Genomic DNA, 17094 nt, shown 5'->3' on the forward strand with positions numbered 1-17094 from the left:
TCACCCCATCCGCTCGCTGGAAAAACTTTCGAGACTATCACTCCCGATCAATCCATTCCTGAAGCACTCGGTTTTGAAATCCATATATCTTTCTTCGGCTATCGCTTCTCGCAGCTCTCTGACGAACTCCATCAGAAAACTTATGTTGTGATAACTCAACAGGATCTTGCCAAGCATCTCGTCTCTGGAGAGGAGATGATGTATGTAAGCCCTGCTGTAAGTCGAACAAACGGCGCAGGAACACTCTTCATCGACCGGAGACCTGTCGAACCTGTTCCTCGCGGCCTTGAGGTTGACCCTTCCTGTCCAGGTCAGCGCCGTGCCGTGCCTTCCCATCCTCGTCGGAAGTACGCAATCAAACATATCAATGCCGTTTTCCACGGCGGCCAGAATTATGTCCGGCGAGCCGATCCCCATGAGATACCTGGCTCTATCGGAGGGAAGGAGATCGACCGAATGTGAGAGTATCCTGGTAGTGATAGGGAACTCCTCTCCCACACTCAGCCCGCCGAGCGCGAACCCGTCGAAATCCATCGACGTGATCTCGGCGGCGCTCCTCTCCCTCAGATCTTCGAAGAAACCGCCCTGAACGATACCGAAAAGTGCCTGCCCGCTTTCCCTGTGTGCCTCTATACAGCGGCGTGCCCAGCGCGTGGTTCTTCCCACGGAGTCTTCGACGTATTCTCTCGAAGCACCCGGCTCGACGCACTCGTCGAAGGCCATCGCGATGTCCGAGCCTATCGCCTGCTGGATTTCCATCGAGAGTTCGGGAGTCATGAATATCTGGCTGCCGTCGAGCGGTGAGCGAAACTTCACTCCCTCTTCCAGTATCTTCTTGTCGCTCAGAGAAAAAACCTGGAAGCCGCCGCTGTCGGTCAGGATCGAGTGGGGCCAGGACATGAACCGGTGAAGCCCGCCGAACTCTCTCAAAACATTCAGACCCGGTCTAAGATACAGGTGAAAGGCATTTCCCAGTATAATGCCCGCCTGGAGGGACTCCAGCTGGCTCTGCCAGAGTCCCTTGACGGTTCCGTTCGTTCCCACCGGCATGAAGACGGGGGTGTCTATCTCACCGTGATCGGTACACAGTCTTCCAAGCCGGGCCTTGCATTCGTTGCTTTTCTTTATTAATTTCAGTTCAACCATTACGTTTTCCGAGTACGTCCATTATCCTGTCATAGGTTGCGGTCATCTGCCTGTCTAGCTGGGCCATCTCGTCGGAGATCCAGGCGCCGTACTCCGCATCCTTCAGGGACTTCATGTTTATCATTACATTGGCGTAGGCAATCTTGTAAACCGCCATTAGCAGGTACGCGGCGCTCTCGGCGTCCGATAGAACGTTGAGGTTGCCCCACTTGGCCAGCCTTTCTATGCTGACTATGATATTCTTGCATCTTCTGGCCAGATCAAAAGGCACCTCTATTGCGGTCTTCAGGGCTTGCTGTATCTTCATTTCCCTCGCGTTTTTTTCTTCGTCGGTGGCTTTGGGAAGCTTGTATGCGGACATTACCTGATCGAATGCCTGAATGTCCTTGTTCACCAGTTCGCAAAGATAAACGGACTCGGCTTCACAGATCTCCAGTGCCGATTCCATATGGCCTTCCACATCTTCGTATCCTTTTTTGCCTATCGTGAGGTTGGCCACCATAGAGCCCAGAGACGCCGCCAGCGCCGCCACCACAGCTCCGACCGCTCCGCCACCCGGTGTCGGACTCTTTTCCGCCACCTTCTTAAGAAAATCCTTTACTGAAAGAGCGCAAAAATCCATCTCAATATCCCCCTTTATCTCTGGCGATCCCGCCAGTCACTATTTTTATGCCCGAACTGGTGCCTATTCTATCGGCTCCGGCCCTGATCATGGCTATGGTGTCCTCTCTGGTTCTGACTCCGCCGGAAGCCTTGACCCTGCAACGGTCACCGACGACGAATTTCATCAGCGAAACGTCCTCGATCGTCGCCCCGCCGGTGGAAAAGCCAGTCGATGTTTTGACAAAAGCGGCACCGGCCTCCCTCGAAATAGCGCAGGCGGCCACTTTTTCTTCTTCCGTCAAAAGACAGTTTTCGAGAATGACTTTGACGATTTTGCCTTCTGCCGATTCTACCACTTCCGATATATCTTCATAAACCTTCTGATACTCTCTCGCCTTCAGTAACCCGACGTTGATCACCATATCGAACTCATCGGCCCCGTTTTCCAGAGCCCACACCGTCTCGGCGCCCTTGGTCATCGTAGCCATCTGTCCCAGAGGAAAGCCTACAACGACCGTCTTCTTCACGGGCGAACCTTCGAGCGCCTTACTGACGAGCGAGAGATATCCGGTATTGACACAGACACTCCAGAAATTGAACTCTCTGGCCTCATCGCAGAGCCTGACGATCATCTCCGGTGTAGCGTCGGCCTTCAGGAGAGTGTGGTCTATGTACCCGGCCAGTTCGATTTCTTCGGCCACCTCTCTCACGGTCGGTACATAGTTTTCCCTGTATCTTGTTATTTCCGATTCTATGATCTTCTCGATCACTGGAAACACTCCCTTTCAATCTATTATGCCATTTCCATACCCTACAATTACAACCCCAGTTCTGCGGAAATATTTTGCATCGCGCCGAGAGATACGTCAAGAAACTCCTCGAGCGACAGGCCGAGTTCTTCACAGCTGGCCATTTGTTCCCTGCTGGCTCCCCTGGCGAAAGACTTCTCTTTGAATCTGTTGAGCAGGAACTCCACGTCGATATCGGCCAGTCTGGCTCCTTTCCGTATGAGGACGGCGGCGACTATGAAGCCGGTTACGGGATCGGCCGCGTAGATGGCCTTCTCGATAAGCGCTTGCCTTTCTTTTCTCTCGCAGTGGGCGAGGATTGCGTCCTTTATCTCGGTCGAGACGTCCTCGTCGGCGAGCATCTCGACGGTCTTCAAAGCGTGTTCTTCGAAGCGTTCTTTGGTGAATTCGTAGTCGAGATCGTGGAGCAGACCGGCCATGCCCCAGCTATCCGGATCCTGACCGAGCCTGACGGCCAGCGCACGCATCACCGCCTCGGTGGCTATCACGTGTTTGACCAGGTTTTTCGATTTCAAATGCTCCTCTACCAGACTATAAGCCCTTTCTCTGGAAATCATCGCCCACCTCCGTGTAAAATACCCTTCCCGCCGTAAAACTGAAAAAACTGCCTTTCCCTACAATTATATGATCCAGGAGCTTTATACCCAAGGTTTCGCCGGCTTCTTTAATTCTATTTGTTATATTACCATCTTCTTTGCTGGGACTGGGATCTCCCGACGGATGGTTGTGCACGAGAATGATCGCAGCCGCCGTTCTGCTGATGGCCGGTTTGAAGACTTCGCGCGGGTGCAGGAGCGAGGAATCGAGTATTCCCACGCTGACGGTGTTGAGACCACAATAATTCAACTTGGTGTCGAGCGAGATCACCCTCACCGTTTCTCTGTCCAGCAGTGTCATATCGTGGCAGAGATAATAAACGCTTTCCGGTTCGTCGAGTTTCATCCGGGTCTTTTTGGACATCTCTTTGAAAACCCTGTGTCCAAGCTCCAGGGAGGCCTTGAAGAGAACCGCCTTGGCCAAGCCCATTCCCTTGACGTTCATCACTTCCCTCACGTCGGCGCAGAGCAGCGCCGTGAGCGATCCGTACCGGTTCAGGAGTTCTTTGCTGAATTCCATCACACCCTTCCCCTTTACCCCCGTTCTCAAAAGGATGGCTACGAGTTCTTCGTTCGTGAGTCTTTCCGCCCCGAGCTCGAGAAGTTTCTCCCTGGGCATCAGTACCGTGTCTTCCAACTAGATCACCCCTCTGGTATTTAGTTCCTGCCACAATCTACCGATGGGCAACCCCATTACGTTGTAATAATCCCCGTTTATGATTTCGGTGAAAAGAGCGCCGTAGTCCTGTATTCCATATGCCCCGGCCTTGTCGAGTGGGATGCCCGTCTGGACGTATTCCCCGATCAGCGCGGGCGGTATCTTGCGGAATTTGACTGCGGTTCGCTCTATGAAACTGAAATTCCATCGACGCTCGAGCACCGATACGGCCGTGAAGACGTAATGCATCTTTTCCGAGAGCCGCACCAGCATTTCGAAAGCCTCATCCTTCGATGATGGTTTTCCGAGGACGGCGTTCTCGAGCACTACGACAGTGTCGGCCCCTATGACCACCGCGTCGGGATGTCTTTCGTAAACGTTCCGCGCCTTTCTGAAGGAGAGGTCCGCGAGTTCGTCCGGGTCGAAGGACGCGGAGAGTTCTTCCTTCACTCCGACGGGTGGGACGGTCTCGAAGGCGACTCTGAGGAGTAGCAGCAGTTCTTTGCGGCGCGGCGAAGAGGAGGCCAGTATCAGTCGAACCATATGGTATCACCTATCCTTCTTATCACTTCGTGTACTATGTAGGCGTTTATGAGGGCCGAGATCGAACCGAGCAGAAGCATGTAGGGATAGAGGAAGAGTATCTCCCCGCTCCTCACTATAAGCCAGGCGGCGACGAATAGCTGCACGAGGTTGCTAACGGCGGCGCCGGCAAGGCTGATACCTGCCATGCCGAATAACCGGCTTCTGGAGAGGAGCCACATCAGGAGCGCCGAGGCGACTATTCCAGATATTCCCATGATGAAGCCCGGCGTACCCAGACGACCGGTGAGAAGTCCTCCTACGAGTGTCTTTCCTATGGCCAGATACAGGGTATCGCGCAGGGAGAGGCCGTTGACGGCCAGCAGAAGCACGAGGTTCGAGAAGCCCCATCTTCCGCCAGGGACAGGCAGCGGAAAGGGTATTAAACTTTCGAGAAGGTACATCACCGAGCCCATGGCTACCAGCATGGAAAGCGTCGTTATTCTCTTTGCGGTTTGAGCGTCTGAATCGCGATATGTCATAGCCCGTCCACCGTTCAGATTATCCAGTCGCGCCGCGTACTGGCCTGCCTCTGTCCTTTCTCTTCACTGAGTTATCGCGTCGAACTGCGTATCGCCTGCCGGAATCTTTATCACTACCCTGTTGGGAACGCAGACGATCGGAATTCCCGGCCTGTCGATGGCTCCCTGGTTCACGCAGATCCTGTCTGGGCAGTCGGAATCGACGACCGAGATTCTGCCGCCACTCACGGCGATTTCCATGCCCTCCAGGCTGAAATGTGAATCCACGCGAAGATCGACCGTCATCACCAGTCTCCCGTCGTGGTAGATCTCCGCTATCGGGGCCGATTGTCCATGCGGGATGAAGAGTATGATCGCCGCCAGGATCAGTATGACAATTATGAGCCAGTCGAACTTGCCGAGAAACTTCATTTCTGCTGATAGACCTCGAATCCCGGCGATTTGAAGGTGCTTCGATCCTCCATCACCAGAAAGACGAGCGTACCGTACCTGGGAAGGAAGGTTATTCCCGGGTCTTTACCCATCACGAAGGCCGCTGTCGCGTAGGCGTCGGCGAGCATCGCGCTTTTGTTTATTACCGTGGCGCTTATCGCTCCGCTCCTCGAAGGGCTGCCAGTTTTCGGGTCGAGTATGTGGTGGTACCTTATGCCATCGACAACGAAAAACCTTTCGTAGTCGCCCGAGGTGGCCACGGCGCCGTCGTAGAGGTATATGTACTCTACCACGTCCTGTACGCTATTTCCCCTGGGATCGCGTATTCCGACTATCCAGGGCCTGTTGCCGTATTTGGGCCCGATAACGCCGATATCGCCACCGGCGTCTATGAAGCCTGTGGCCTGGGGATCGAGCGATTTTATTCTGGCGATCGCCAGATCCACGGCGTAACCCTTGGCGATCCCGCCCAGATCAAGGGTTAGCCCTTCAGGCAGCCTGACGGCCATGTTATTTTCGTCAAGCTCCACTCTTCGGTAACCGGTTTTCGCGAGTGCCGAAACTATTTCGCTGTCGAGAGGAACTCTATTTTCGGAGTCGGCATAGTCGAAGCCCCATAGGGCGGTCAGCGTGAAGAGCGTTGGATCGAAGGCGCCACCGGTGTTTTCGGCCACTTTCAGCGCCGACTTGATGAGAAACATCGTCTCATTGTCGAGATCGTTGGCCTGGCCGGTCGCGTTCAGTTGAGCGATCGTCCCCGAGCCTCTGCCGCCGAACTTTTCGTCGATCCTCTTTATTTCTTTCATGGCCGCATCGGCCAGCACCAGCGGTGAGAGTGTTTTCGAGCCGACTCTCACCGTTACGTAGGTTCCCAGGTAGTACTCGGTCCTGTCGTAGTACTCTACCGGCTTTTCCCTGAGGAAGAGGTAGGTCAAGATCGCGGCGGCCGCGACCAGAAGGATTCCGTAAAAGAGGACTCTGCCTTTCAGAAAACTAGCGATATTTCTCTTTGACAACTGGTGCACCTGCCTTTTTCATCCACTCCACTCACGACAACGTTGTAGTCCCTTCTCTCTACGAGCAGGTTTCCGCAGTTAGGACACAACGTATCGTTGTAGCCTTCGAGTGCGACGTTGCCCACGTAAACGTAGTTCAGGTGTTCCTTCGCCTTCGAAGCCAGCTCTAGAAGCGATTCGACCTCAGTTGCCGGGGCTGTGTAGTGGTAATTGGGAAAGTATCTGTTTATGTGGAGCGGTATGTCCGGCGACAGGTTCTTTATCCACAAAGCCTCTTCTTCCATCTCTTCGGGACTGTCGTTCTTCCCGGGTATGATCAGGGTCGTGAGTTCCATGTGCACACCGGACTTGAGTGCGATCTCGATGGACCGAAGTACGTTTGCTTTGTCGGTTCCGATTTCCTTTTTGTAGAAATCATCGTTCCAGCCTTTTATATCTATATTCATCGCCCTCATCGACTGGGCCAGAAGCTCCATGGGTTCTCTCTCTATAACGCCGTTGGTGACGAGCACACTGTATATCCCCTCTTTGGATGCGGCGCGCGATGTGTCGAGAATGAATTCGAAAGAGACTATGGGTTCGTTGTAGGTGAAGGCGATCCCTTTGGATTTTCTTTCGGTGGCTATCTGGATCAGCTGCTGGGGCATGACGTGCTTGAGTACCTTCGGTCTGTCCTTGGAGATCTCCCAGTTCTGGCAGAATTCACAGTTCAAATTGCAGCCCCAGGAACCGACGGAGAGTATCGTCTCTCCCGGAAAGAAGTGAAAGAGCGGCTTCTTTTCTATCGGGTCTACGGCGATCGAGGTCAACTGCCCGTAGTTCAGGGAGTACAGCATTCCGTCAACGTTTCTCCTCGTTTTGCAGAAGCCTACTTCGCCCTGCTTTATCACGCAATGACGGGGGCACAATAGACACTGGAGAGTACTCCCTTCGTCGTACTCGTCGAAATATACGGCCGGTTTCACAAAAATCACCTCTCAGGTTATCTAGTGATACCTTTTTACGGTGAATCGATATATTCGGTAACTCTCGCCCTTGCTTATTCCCGCCTTCATGAGAGCGATTCTGAGTTGTTCGTCGACTGTATCTACCCCCTCCAGATCGGGAAGAAGCACGCCCTTCTTCCAGCCGTGCTGAACGATTACTCCGTATCGCTTTGGATCGAGTTCTTCGGTGGTTGTCGCTTCGGCCTCTCCCAGTACGTCAACGGTTATCACGAGTTCGTCGAGCTCTTCTGGCTCGATTGGCGGGAATCTAGGGTCCCGGGTCGCCGAGGACACAGCGTTCTGGAGTATCTCGCTCGCCAGGTTACCTGTTACGGGCGAGAGCGTACCTATGCAGCCCCTCAGGGCTCCGTCACTCTTGTGAATCGATACGAAGCACCCGGCCATCATCGTTCTGAGTTCCCGGGAAACCCATTCGGGTATGGAGGGAACTCGTCCATTCCTGATGCGCTCTTCAATCGCGTATCTGGCGAGCCTTACCGGTTCAGAGTTTTCCATATATGCTCCTCAACCAAAGAATATTTGCGCCAGTTTGTAATATTCGTAAGGAACGAGTTTCTTGGTGGCTATTCCATATTCCAGAGGTATCGACACTATTTCGTTTCCCCTCAGGGCTACCATTCTACCGAAATCGCCCTTGAGAACCAGCTCCATGGCGTGAACGCCGTATCTGGTACCGAGTAACCTGTCGAAGGCCGTCGGTGTTCCGCCTCTGAGAAGGTATCCCAAAGCCATCGATCGTGTATCGTATCCAGTCCTCTCTCCTACCACTTCGGCCATATAGTGGGCTATTCCGCCGAGCTTTATGTGGCCGAAGGCATCTATATGGTTTTTGTCGCCTACGACATTCTCCAGCTCTGTGGGTTTGAAACCCTCGGCCGTGGCGATTATCATGTAACCCTTATCCTTCATCCTCCTGTTGATATATCCTATTATTTCTTCGATAGTCATGGGATATTCGGGGATCAGGATCAGGTGAGCTCCAGCGGCCAGTCCCGCTTCGAGAGTTATCCAGCCGGCTTCGCGTCCCATAAGCTCGACGAATATGACCCTTCCGTGGGATTTGGCGGTTGAATGCAGTCTGTCGATCGCATCGGCCCCGACGTTGACGGCCGTATGGTAGCCGAAGGTGTAGTCGGTGTTGGAAACGTCGTTGTCTATCGTTTTGGGTACGCCGACCGTCCTGTAGCCCATGGAGGCCAGCTTGGCCGTGACACTGAGCGTATCGTCGCCACCGATGCCGATTATGACGTCCAGCCCCAGCTTCTTAATATTTTCTTCGAGTTTGGTTCTCATTTCCTCCGACCTGAAGGGATTGATTCTCGATGTGCCCAGAATAGTTCCGCCGAGGATGTGTATGCCCTCCACATCGTCTCCGGTCAGTTTCATGTACTCTCCCTGAACAAGCCCCTTCCATCCATGCATGATTCCTATGATTTCTACGTTTTCGGGTGCAGATTTCACTATTCCTCTGATAACCGCGTTCAGGCCAGGGCAGTCCCCGCCACCGGTCAAAATTCCAATTCGCATTGCGAACCTCCTGTTTGAATATATATAACGAAAGACACTGTATAATTATAACATAAATGGGTACGAAATTCAGGTAAAAACGAAAGGAAAGAGGCTAATGAAGCTAACTTTGAAATCACTGCGAACACACTTCAACTCACCCGAATACACTCCCGGGACGCTGAAGAGCCTGGCTTTGCAACTGGGAGCAAGCGACAAAACATCGAAGAGCGAACTGAAAACCCTGCTCGAGGAGATGACCGGTACGGGTGAAATCGTGCGCGATTCCAGGGGCAGATACATCGTTCCTGGAAGCAACAATCTGACCGGCATCATAGAATTTACCAGGCGCGGTCTTGGCGCCTTCGTTATCGAACCTGGAGGAGAGGAGATCTTCATTCCGCCCGAAGAGGCAGGCTTCGCGATTCACGGAGATACCGTGATGGTAGAAGTTACGGGCGACTACAAAGACATCCACAGGGGAAGGGTAATCAAGGTCCTCAAGCGAAATAAAACCAGGGTTGTGGGAACTTTCAAGACCAGGGGGATCTTCGCCTTCGTGGTACCGGACGATGTGAAGTTAAAGAACGACTTTTACATTCCCCCCGAGGAGTTCAACGGTGCCAAACTCGACGACAAAGTGATAATCAAAATCACCAAATACCCCACGCCGGGCAGAAATCCCGAAGGGTCGGTCGAGAGGGTTCTAGGCGACTCTAGCGCTCCGGAGGTCGATCTCATGACGGTGATATACCGGCACGACCTTCCCGAACCCGATGAGTTCCCGCAGGAAGTGAGCGCACAGGCGAAGAAGATCTCCTCGACGATTCCGGAAAGAGATCTGAAAGGCCGGAAGGATTTCAGGAGCGAGATCGTGTACACGATCGACGGCGAAGACGCCAAGGACTTCGACGACGCCATCTCACTGGTCCGTCTGGAAAACGGGAACTACCTGCTCGGAGTACACATAGCCGACGTCTCGCATTATGTCTTTGAAGGCTCGGCGATAGACAGAGAGGCCTTCTCGCGGGGAACTTCCGTCTATCTGCTGGACACGGTAATTCCGATGCTGCCCTTCGAGCTCTCGAACAACATCTGCTCGCTAAAACCAGACGAAGACAGACTGACGCTTTCTCTTATCATGGAGCTCGACCCGCGCGGGAAACTGCTTTCCTCGAAGGTTGAGCGCGGCGTTATCCGTTCTAAAAGACGGCTCACGTACACTGAGGTGAACGAGTTTCTCGAGGGCACGGCCTCCAGAGAGACGCTTGAAAAACTCGAACCGGTGAGCGGGAGTCTCCTGCTCTCGCACGAACTGGCCGGCAAGATCCGGGAGAACCGCAAAAAGCGCGGCTCGGTTATGGATATATCATCGCGCGAGGTCAAGATCGTCTTCAGCGACACAGGCCGGGTGCTCGACATTATACCCCAGTCACGGGGAGTTTCCGAATGGATCATAGAGGAGTTCATGATACTGGCCAACGAAACGGTGGCCGAACTCTTCAACGACCGCGGCCTCCCCTTCGTCTATAGAATCCACGAGGAACCCGACGCCGAGTCGATGATGCAGCTGAAGAACTACCTCGAAGCCCTTGGCATGAACGTTAAACTTCCGCGCAACGTACAACCTAAAGCGTTGCAGCAGATACTGGAGAAGACAAAAGATCATCCGCTCCACGCCTCGATTGAGAGAGTGCTGGTGAGGGGTATGAAACGCGCCGTCTACTCCGAAAACAATATCGGCCACTTTGGTCTGGCCTCACAGGCTTACACACATTTCACCTCGCCTATAAGGAGGTATCCCGACCTGGTCGTCCATAGACTGCTGAAGGTCTTCTCCTCCCGTGGAAACGGCGAACTCACCGACGAACAGAGAGAGTACGAGGAAAATCTCCCCTCCATAGCCTCATGGGCTTCCAAAAGGGAGCGAGTCGCCAACGAGGCCGAGTGGGACCTGCTGGACATGAAGAAGGTCGAATATATCTCCAACCACATAGGCGAAGTTTTCCAGGGCGTTATAACCGGTCTCACGAAGTTCGGAATCTTCGTGGAAATAACCGAAAAGATGATATCCGGCCTGGTGCACATATCCACTCTGGACGACTATTACGACTTCATAGAAAACCAGAACATACTGGTCGGGAGAAAGAACAAGAGGATCTTCAGGATCGGCGACGACCTGAAAGTTCAGGCGGTCAGGGCCGATAAAACGACCATGGAGATAGATTTCAACATAGTTGAAAAAGAGAAAAAGCCCGTTAAAAAAACCAGTCACGAACAGAAAACCAGGTCGAAAAAGCCGAAAAAGCGCCATAAATAAAGGGAAGGGCGGGAACTTCCCGCCCTTTTTACAGATCACAAAGACGCTGGCCGAAGGATCGAAAGATCGGCAAAGCTGCTCATTTCACGAAAAAAGCCACCAGCGCGATGTTCATGGCCGGGAACGAGTATTCCCACGCCGGACTGAAGAGATAAGTGCCGTATTCTTCAACCGTGTACCAGCCGGTAAAAGTGTAAGGCTCGTTCGCTATAGCAACTATCGTCACTATGTCTCCCTTTTTGTACTTTCCGCAGCCTGAAACCTTTCCTCCTTCCGTCGGAGAGGCCGAAAGAGTAACCTGGTAAGTCGGCGGACCGAACCGGGCCATAGCCGTGAACCCCGCCTGAGGACCGGAGAAAGCGTACTGGGCGATCTCCTCGTTGCTGAAAGTGTACCAGGGTTCACCCGTAAGAAGCTGCTCGCCCACAAACCAGCCTTCGTAGCTCAGGCCGTCGGTGGGAGTCACGCCTATCGTCACTTCATCTCCGTAGAGATAAGTGCCTCCACCGGTCGTGATACCCGCGTCCGTCGGCGTCGCTGCCACGGTCACTTCGAGAGTCTTGGGATCGAATTCCACCTTGAAATCCAGATCGTAAGCTTCCTGAGTCTGGAAGTAATCTTTCGTGTTGAAGGAAAAGACCGGAGTGGACGCCACCAGAGCGTCGTTCCTGTACCAGCCTCCGAGGTTGAAGGGAGGGTTGGGCAGGGCGGTCAGCGTAACGAGCTCGTCGTAATCGTAGGTCCCCTCCCCCGTTACAGTTCCGCCTTCGAGCGGGACTATGTTCACCGCGACGACGACCTTTTGCTTTTCAAAGTGGGCCACGATCTCCTTGGACTGATTCATTTTTATGGTGGCGTGTCTGCTGGTTCCGGAATGATCCCCCGTCCATTGAGTGAATTTCCACCCCTCGTCGGGAACGGCTTCAAGCGAAACCGTCTCGTTGAATCTGTACTTGTCCTTTTCCGGAGTAACGACGACCGAGCCGTTGCCTTCGTGCAATACAGTGAGTACGTAAGTGACAGGTTTGCTCAAATACTCGCAAGCCCCAAAAACGATCAACACCAACGCTACCAACAGCGGGATAACCTTCTTCATTCTCTAGCCCTCCTTCAGCGATAAAATAACCGTTCCTGCATTCACCTGTGCTGACAAAAAACTCGGGGCCGTGACAAAGGGTGGGTTATGACAAAATCAAAAAGTGACGGGTTTTTTCGGTAGTCTGTTTCACCGGAGTGGATAGAACGATTTTAGCAATTATTACTTTCATAACAATGCCAAATCTCAACATACCTCTATCTTTATCCTCTAGCCTCATGAATACGGACGATTAGCGGCGCGATTTGTAGATATCGGCAAACATTCCGGCGACGACAGAAATCGAATACCTTCTATACACCGTCCTGCTGCCGTTTTCGGCAAGCATTTTCATTTTGCGTGGCGATAGGTCTCTGTCAAGAAGTATTTTGACTAGGTACCTTTTGATGGTCTCTACGGAGGTGGTATCGATTAGGAATCCATTCAAACCGTGCTTTATATACTCTTTCACACCACCTCTGCGTGGAGCTATCGCTAAAAAACCAGCCGCCATGGCTTCAAGAATCGCTATGCCGAACTCCTCTTTAAAAGAGGGTGCTGCATAGACTGGTGGCCGTGGACCTTGCGAGACCGCGATATCTTTTTCGAGACAGCGTATGTAATCGTTTCCCATGGCCGAGAGATGACAGAACCCCGTCGAAAGCCGGGGGTACTTACGTATGTACTCCTCTATCTTTCTCAGCTCTCCGGCTTCTACTTCATCGGGGTCCTCTACACTGCCTCCTACGATGACGAGGTTGTATCTGTTGAAGAGCGGGGATTCTCCCCAGGCCTTAAGGAGTTTAAACTGTCCTTTGAGCGGATCCAGTCTCCCCACCGTGAGAATAACGGGCAGAGTTTTTCTGTCGCGCTCGATGTGGTACTTTCTTTCCACCTCGAACAGCGAATTGTATCCGGTATATCTATGGCGTATTTCGGCAGGACATTCATCTCTCAAGGATATTCCTTCCGGTACCATGTTCAACTTAGAGCGTAGATCTTCTTTTATCAAAGATGGGTAGTAAGAAATCAGCTGACGTTCGCTCTGCCTTGCTCCTATTCCTATCAAACTATCACTCTCTCTTAGCATTCTCCAGGAGATCTGGACCCGAGAAGTATCCTCCATAATCTTTTCGATTCCAGTCTCAAGCAGAGTCCCCCCGTTACCGGAGAACCTTCTCTGAGGGTCGACAGTCAGCGTGAAGTGGGTCTTTATTCCTTTGATTCTTGCAAGTTTCATCATGGATAGCGAAGCGTAATCAGAAAACCTCGTATGGAAATACGCCGGAGAGATTCCAGCTATTGAAAGAATGTCATCTATCGTCGAAGCCAGCGACCATTGAGAACCGATGAAATGAGCGGCTTTCAGCTTCTGATAACCATAAAACGGAAAGTAGAGGAATAAGTGGCCGTCTTTTTCGACCCTATAGAGCTGTAAATTATCATCCAGCTCCGTTTCTTCGAGGGGTACAACGGTAACTACGCTATCCAAAATATCGGCAAGTTCGTTCCCGAGAGTTCTGAGAAAAGTCCCGATTCCGCCACTGGAGCCCTGGCCTGATTTGAAAGGATCACCGTGAAAAGAAAACTGGATCAGTGATCCACCGGCAGTGTGAACGCCTCTCAGTTTTTCTAGAGAACGGTAAAGGTTGTCCGCCCAATTGAACCGGCATTTCGAAAGGAACTCTGGAACGATTCCCCGCCTGACCGCTTTGAGTATGGCTTTCATCGAGATAGTGGGATCGGAAAGGTTGGAGCGGTTCAGATATTCCAACCAGTTTACGTTGTGAAAATCGAGATAATCCAGTGCCAGAGCCCCTCTCTTTCCCCCCTTCATTAGCTCCTCTTCCATATCTCCCGTGAACTTTAGACTATTTCCTCTCAGCATGGACGATTCGAGCAAAAAGGCGGAATTGGTCTCACGATCTTTGAGCTCCACGGTTTCCAGTAGCAGCTCATCAATCTCGAGGTCCATTCCGAAAAGGAAGTAGAGGGTTTCGACCGGAAGTGTTCTGCCATTTCTCGCCATTCCACGCATGAGGGCCGTTATTGCAAGCCTTTCTAACTCAAGGCTTTTGATGAATTTGGAAAGTCCATCCGGAGGGAGCATCCCGCCCAGACGAATGTATGCAAGAACTCTTATATAAGCGTTGCGGGATCTTCCAAGCTCGAATAATCTGGAAGAATTAGTCATCTCACCTGTGAGATACTCAAGGGCGGAGTAATCGTCCTCTACGAATCCAAATCTTCTCAAAGCCTTTACAGCCTCTTCGAGATCGATTTCGTATTTATCGACCTTCGAAGCTACTTCTTTGAGATTTTCTGTGAACCTGCCAACTTCATATTTCACGGGTGCACCTCCGAATAGATGATAGCAGGTCCGTATCGAAAATCCTCTATTGTGGCCGACCGTTGGGCGTTGGGCTGTTACTGAGAAGGCCTGTCGCTCACCACTCTTTTTTTGCCTTTCTGAAAGCCAGGTCGAGTGCGTAAGGCCACTCCCAGAAGTCTGTCTCTCCCCTTTCCTTCGCATGGAGGGCTTTGAAAACCCTTTCCCTGCTCAGCGGGTAGCTGTGTATTCTCATACCGGTAGCGTTGAAAAGGGCGTTGTTTGTAGCGGGAGCCGGTGCGATCATCGAATGCTCCCCGACTCCACGGTTACCGTATGGAGAAATCTCTTCGGGTGTCTCTTCCCAGAAGGCCTCTATCTCGGCAGGTGCATCTTTAAAAGTCGCTATTTTGTAATCGGTGAAATCGGGAGTCAGCAGTTTGCCATTTTCATCGTAGGCCATGGCCTCCATAAGGCAGGCCGAAAGGCCCTGCACAGTTCCGCCCTCTATCTGACCGCGCACGTTGATCGGCGTTATCGCCTTTCCCACATCGTAACCGGCGACCGCTCTGTTTATTACGATCTTTCCGGTTCCGGGATCGACTTCCATATCCACCCCGATAGCTCCAAGAGTGAAGTGGACCACGCTCTTGGCCGATTGTCCGGTATCGATGTCGGGGTAGATTATATCTGGAGGCGTAAATGATCCAGTACCTATAATTGGACCACCCTTCAAAACGCCGTCTGGCATTTTGAAGCCATTCTGCACTCTTTCGTCGATTCTTTCGTTCTTTCCGAGTTTTCTACATTTTATGACTCCGTATTCAATACTTATACTGTCACACGAAACCTGCCAGTACTCCGAAAACAATGCTATGAGTTTTTCCCTCACGTCGCAGGCTGCACGTTTCACTGCCATTCCCATGGACCAGCAGGAGCGGCTGGCAACCGTTTGCCAGTCATAAGGGTGGCTCTGAGTGTCTGGGTAGTAAACTTTTATCCAGTCGTACGGTACGCCGAGTTCTTCCGAGACGATCTGCGCGTAAGCGCTGTAAGTCCCCTGCCCCATATCCATCGTAGCCGCGAGGACTTCGACCGTTCCGTCGCCATTCAGTTTCACTATAGCCGAAGAGGAAGCGTCAGCGGGAATAGCCGGGGCCTTTATCGCGAGGGCTATTCCTTTGCCCCTTTTCCAGCCTTTCCTGAGGGGTGGTTCCTTCTGCGAAATCTTGAGACTCGCGGCAACCCGGTCGATGATTTTATCGAGTGCATGATCGTGCATAGGCATACCGGTGCATGTGGTCTGGCCTTTCCTTAGAAGGTTTTTCTTTCTGAACTCCACCGGATCGATGTGCAACTTGTCGGCGGCGATGTCTATCACGACCTCTAGCGCGCTCATGAGTTCGGGCAGGCCGAACCCCCTGTAAGCGCCCCCGAAGGGTTTGTTGGTGTAAACTGCGTAACAGTCGGACCAGACGTTCGGTATGTTGTAAGCTCCCATAGACGTATAGCCGGCGCTCCTGACAGGGTTGGCGCCATACTCGGCCGAGATGCCCGTGTCGAACCAGAAGGTATTGCGGATTGCCTGTATCAGACCGTCGTTGTTCACCGCGAGCTCGATTTTAGCCACGAAGCCCTGACGAACCCAGGATGTGAGCAGCACTTCTTCTCTTGGTATAAAGAGTTTGACCGGTCTTCCCGCTATATTCTTATCCATGGCGGCCGCCAGACAGAGCGCCTCGATCGTCATTCCGGCCTTTCCGCCGAAACCTCCGCCTATGGGAGGTGCTACGACTCTAATTTTATGGAGAGGATAGCCGATGCCTTTCGCGATTATATCCCTGACGGTGAAGGCCGATTGAGCAGATGTCCAGATCGTTATCTCGCCGGATGCAGGGTCTTGCTTGCAGATCGAGCACAGCGTTTCGAGGAAGCCGTGGGCTATCTGCGGACAGGTGACGGTCTCTTCGAAGATATGGTCGGCCTCCCCGAAGGCTTTCTCTGCGTCGCCCTTTCTTATTCTGAACCAGTTCCCTATGTTCGTGTTGGGTTGAGGCGTTATGAAATCTACGTGCTCATATTTGTGAAGCTCCGGATGAACGAGAACAGTGTTGGTCGTGGCGGCCTTCACAGGATCGAAGATCGCTTCTAGCTTTTTGTAATTGACCCTGACACGTTTCACTGCCTCCCGTGCCGTGTTTTCATCTTCGGCCACCACAAGTGCCACGGGTTCTCCGCAGTATCTAGTTCTGCCGATGGCCATCGGCGTTCGATCCTTGAGATAAAGACCGAAATGGTGAGGGAAATCCTCGCCAACTAAAACTTTCACTACCCCAGGCACCTCAAGGGCCTGAGCTGTATCGATCGACAGTATCTCGCCGTGCGGAATAGACGAGCGAACGACGGCAGCATGAAGGAGCTCCGGTCCGAACCTTAGATCATCGGCAAACTGAAGAGTACCTGCCGCCTTTTCGAGATCGAACTTTCTTGGCAACCACTTTCCAACACCGGTATTGGTTTTTATATTCTTCAT

Annotated in this window: 16 protein-coding genes; 1 reads left to right on the top strand and 15 read right to left on the bottom strand. The window is 52.4% G+C overall.

Going from position 1 to position 17094, the window contains the following annotated elements; translation table 11 throughout:
- From tgt to PKX57_RS02420, 12 genes are all read right to left on the bottom strand, one after another.
- Window positions 1–1146: a tRNA guanosine(34) transglycosylase Tgt gene (gene tgt, locus PKX57_RS02365; protein ID WP_213920038.1), complete on the bottom strand. Its 1146-nt coding sequence runs from the start codon at window positions 1144–1146 to the stop codon at window positions 1–3.
- Window positions 1139–1768: a cyclodeaminase/cyclohydrolase family protein gene (locus tag PKX57_RS02370; protein ID WP_213920039.1), complete on the bottom strand. Its 630-nt coding sequence runs from the start codon at window positions 1766–1768 to the stop codon at window positions 1139–1141. Before PKX57_RS02370 ends, tgt begins: the two co-directional genes overlap by 8 nt.
- Before the next feature lies 1 nt (window position 1769).
- Window positions 1770–2438 (bottom strand): deoxyribose-phosphate aldolase, encoded by a 669-nt coding sequence (deoC, locus tag PKX57_RS02375; RefSeq protein WP_470745145.1) that lies wholly within the window; start codon window positions 2436–2438, stop codon window positions 1770–1772.
- 128 nt (window positions 2439–2566) lie between these two features.
- Window positions 2567–3115, bottom strand: a complete 549-nt coding sequence (locus tag PKX57_RS02380; protein WP_213920041.1) for an HDIG domain-containing metalloprotein — start codon at window positions 3113–3115, stop codon at window positions 2567–2569.
- Window positions 3090–3773: a RadC family protein gene (gene radC, locus PKX57_RS02385; protein ID WP_213920049.1), complete on the bottom strand. Its 684-nt coding sequence runs from the start codon at window positions 3771–3773 to the stop codon at window positions 3090–3092. The genes PKX57_RS02380 and radC overlap by 26 nt, the downstream gene beginning before the upstream one ends.
- Before the next feature lie 18 nt (window positions 3774–3791).
- Window positions 3792–4355, bottom strand: coding sequence for a Maf family nucleotide pyrophosphatase (locus PKX57_RS02390; protein ID WP_213920042.1), 564 nt, complete (start codon window positions 4353–4355; stop codon window positions 3792–3794).
- Window positions 4343–4876 carry a Gx transporter family protein gene (locus PKX57_RS02395; RefSeq protein WP_472415945.1) on the bottom strand — a complete coding sequence of 178 codons (534 nt, stop codon included), beginning with the start codon at window positions 4874–4876 and terminating at the stop codon, window positions 4343–4345. Before PKX57_RS02395 ends, PKX57_RS02390 begins: the two co-directional genes overlap by 13 nt.
- A 63-nt stretch (window positions 4877–4939) precedes the next feature.
- Entirely contained in the window at window positions 4940–5287 is a 348-nt protein-coding gene (locus PKX57_RS02400; RefSeq protein WP_213920044.1) for a NusG domain II-containing protein, read from the bottom strand.
- Window positions 5284–6324, bottom strand: coding sequence for an FAD:protein FMN transferase (locus tag PKX57_RS02405; protein ID WP_213920045.1), 1041 nt, complete (start codon window positions 6322–6324; stop codon window positions 5284–5286). The genes PKX57_RS02400 and PKX57_RS02405 overlap by 4 nt, the downstream gene beginning before the upstream one ends.
- The gene (gene amrS, locus PKX57_RS02410) at window positions 6294–7289 is read right to left on the bottom strand and encodes an AmmeMemoRadiSam system radical SAM enzyme (RefSeq protein WP_213920046.1); all 996 of its coding nucleotides are present in this window, start codon (window positions 7287–7289) and stop codon (window positions 6294–6296) included. Before amrS ends, PKX57_RS02405 begins: the two co-directional genes overlap by 31 nt.
- Window positions 7290–7310: 21 nt before the next feature.
- A complete protein-coding gene (amrA, locus tag PKX57_RS02415; RefSeq protein WP_169700541.1) occupies window positions 7311–7826 on the bottom strand; it encodes an AmmeMemoRadiSam system protein A in 516 nt (171 codons plus the stop codon).
- A 9-nt stretch (window positions 7827–7835) separates the two neighbouring features.
- Window positions 7836–8858: a 6-phosphofructokinase gene (locus PKX57_RS02420; protein WP_472411597.1), complete on the bottom strand. Its 1023-nt coding sequence runs from the start codon at window positions 8856–8858 to the stop codon at window positions 7836–7838.
- Window positions 8859–8955: 97 nt separating this feature from the next.
- Between PKX57_RS02420 and rnr the strand changes: the two genes are divergently transcribed.
- Entirely contained in the window at window positions 8956–11157 is a 2202-nt protein-coding gene (gene rnr, locus PKX57_RS02425; RefSeq protein WP_214048152.1) for a ribonuclease R, read from the top strand.
- 79 nt (window positions 11158–11236) lie between these two features.
- Here rnr and PKX57_RS02430 read toward each other — a convergent pair whose 3' ends face one another.
- The 3 genes from PKX57_RS02430 to PKX57_RS02440 form a co-directional block, all read right to left on the bottom strand.
- Window positions 11237–12253, bottom strand: coding sequence for an InlB B-repeat-containing protein (locus PKX57_RS02430; protein ID WP_214048602.1), 1017 nt, complete (start codon window positions 12251–12253; stop codon window positions 11237–11239).
- A gap of 232 nt (window positions 12254–12485) precedes the next feature.
- Complete coding sequence (locus PKX57_RS02435) at window positions 12486–14582, bottom strand: glycosyltransferase (protein ID WP_213920258.1); 2097 nt, start codon at window positions 14580–14582, stop codon at window positions 12486–12488.
- Between the two features lie 97 nt (window positions 14583–14679).
- Window positions 14680–17094 (bottom strand): molybdopterin cofactor-binding domain-containing protein, encoded by a 2415-nt coding sequence (locus PKX57_RS02440; protein ID WP_214048153.1) that lies wholly within the window; start codon window positions 17092–17094, stop codon window positions 14680–14682.

The organism is Mesotoga sp. (genome assembly GCF_035363035.1).
GTDB lineage: Bacteria > Thermotogota > Thermotogae > Petrotogales > Kosmotogaceae > Mesotoga.

Coding starts and splice junctions, on each gene's coding strand:
- tgt (WP_213920038.1), bottom strand. CDS start 1,146: ATGGTTGAACTGAAATTAATAAAGAAAAGCAACGAATGCAAGGCCCGG.
- PKX57_RS02370 (WP_213920039.1), bottom strand. CDS start 1,768: ATGGATTTTTGCGCTCTTTCAGTAAAGGATTTTCTTAAGAAGGTGGCG.
- PKX57_RS02380 (WP_213920041.1), bottom strand. CDS start 3,115: ATGATTTCCAGAGAAAGGGCTTATAGTCTGGTAGAGGAGCATTTGAAA.
- radC (WP_213920049.1), bottom strand. CDS start 3,773: ATGCCCAGGGAGAAACTTCTCGAGCTCGGGGCGGAAAGACTCACGAAC.
- PKX57_RS02390 (WP_213920042.1), bottom strand. CDS start 4,355: ATGGTTCGACTGATACTGGCCTCCTCTTCGCCGCGCCGCAAAGAACTG.
- PKX57_RS02395 (WP_472415945.1), bottom strand. CDS start 4,876: ATGACATATCGCGATTCAGACGCTCAAACCGCAAAGAGAATAACGACG.
- PKX57_RS02400 (WP_213920044.1), bottom strand. CDS start 5,287: ATGAAGTTTCTCGGCAAGTTCGACTGGCTCATAATTGTCATACTGATC.
- amrA (WP_169700541.1), bottom strand. CDS start 7,826: ATGGAAAACTCTGAACCGGTAAGGCTCGCCAGATACGCGATTGAAGAG.
- PKX57_RS02420 (WP_472411597.1), bottom strand. CDS start 8,858: ATGCGAATTGGAATTTTGACCGGTGGCGGGGACTGCCCTGGCCTGAAC.
- rnr (WP_214048152.1), top strand. CDS start 8,956: ATGAAGCTAACTTTGAAATCACTGCGAACACACTTCAACTCACCCGAA.
- PKX57_RS02430 (WP_214048602.1), bottom strand. CDS start 12,253: ATGAAGAAGGTTATCCCGCTGTTGGTAGCGTTGGTGTTGATCGTTTTT.
- PKX57_RS02440 (WP_214048153.1), bottom strand. CDS start 17,094: ATGAAGAATATAAAAACCAATACCGGTGTTGGAAAGTGGTTGCCAAGA.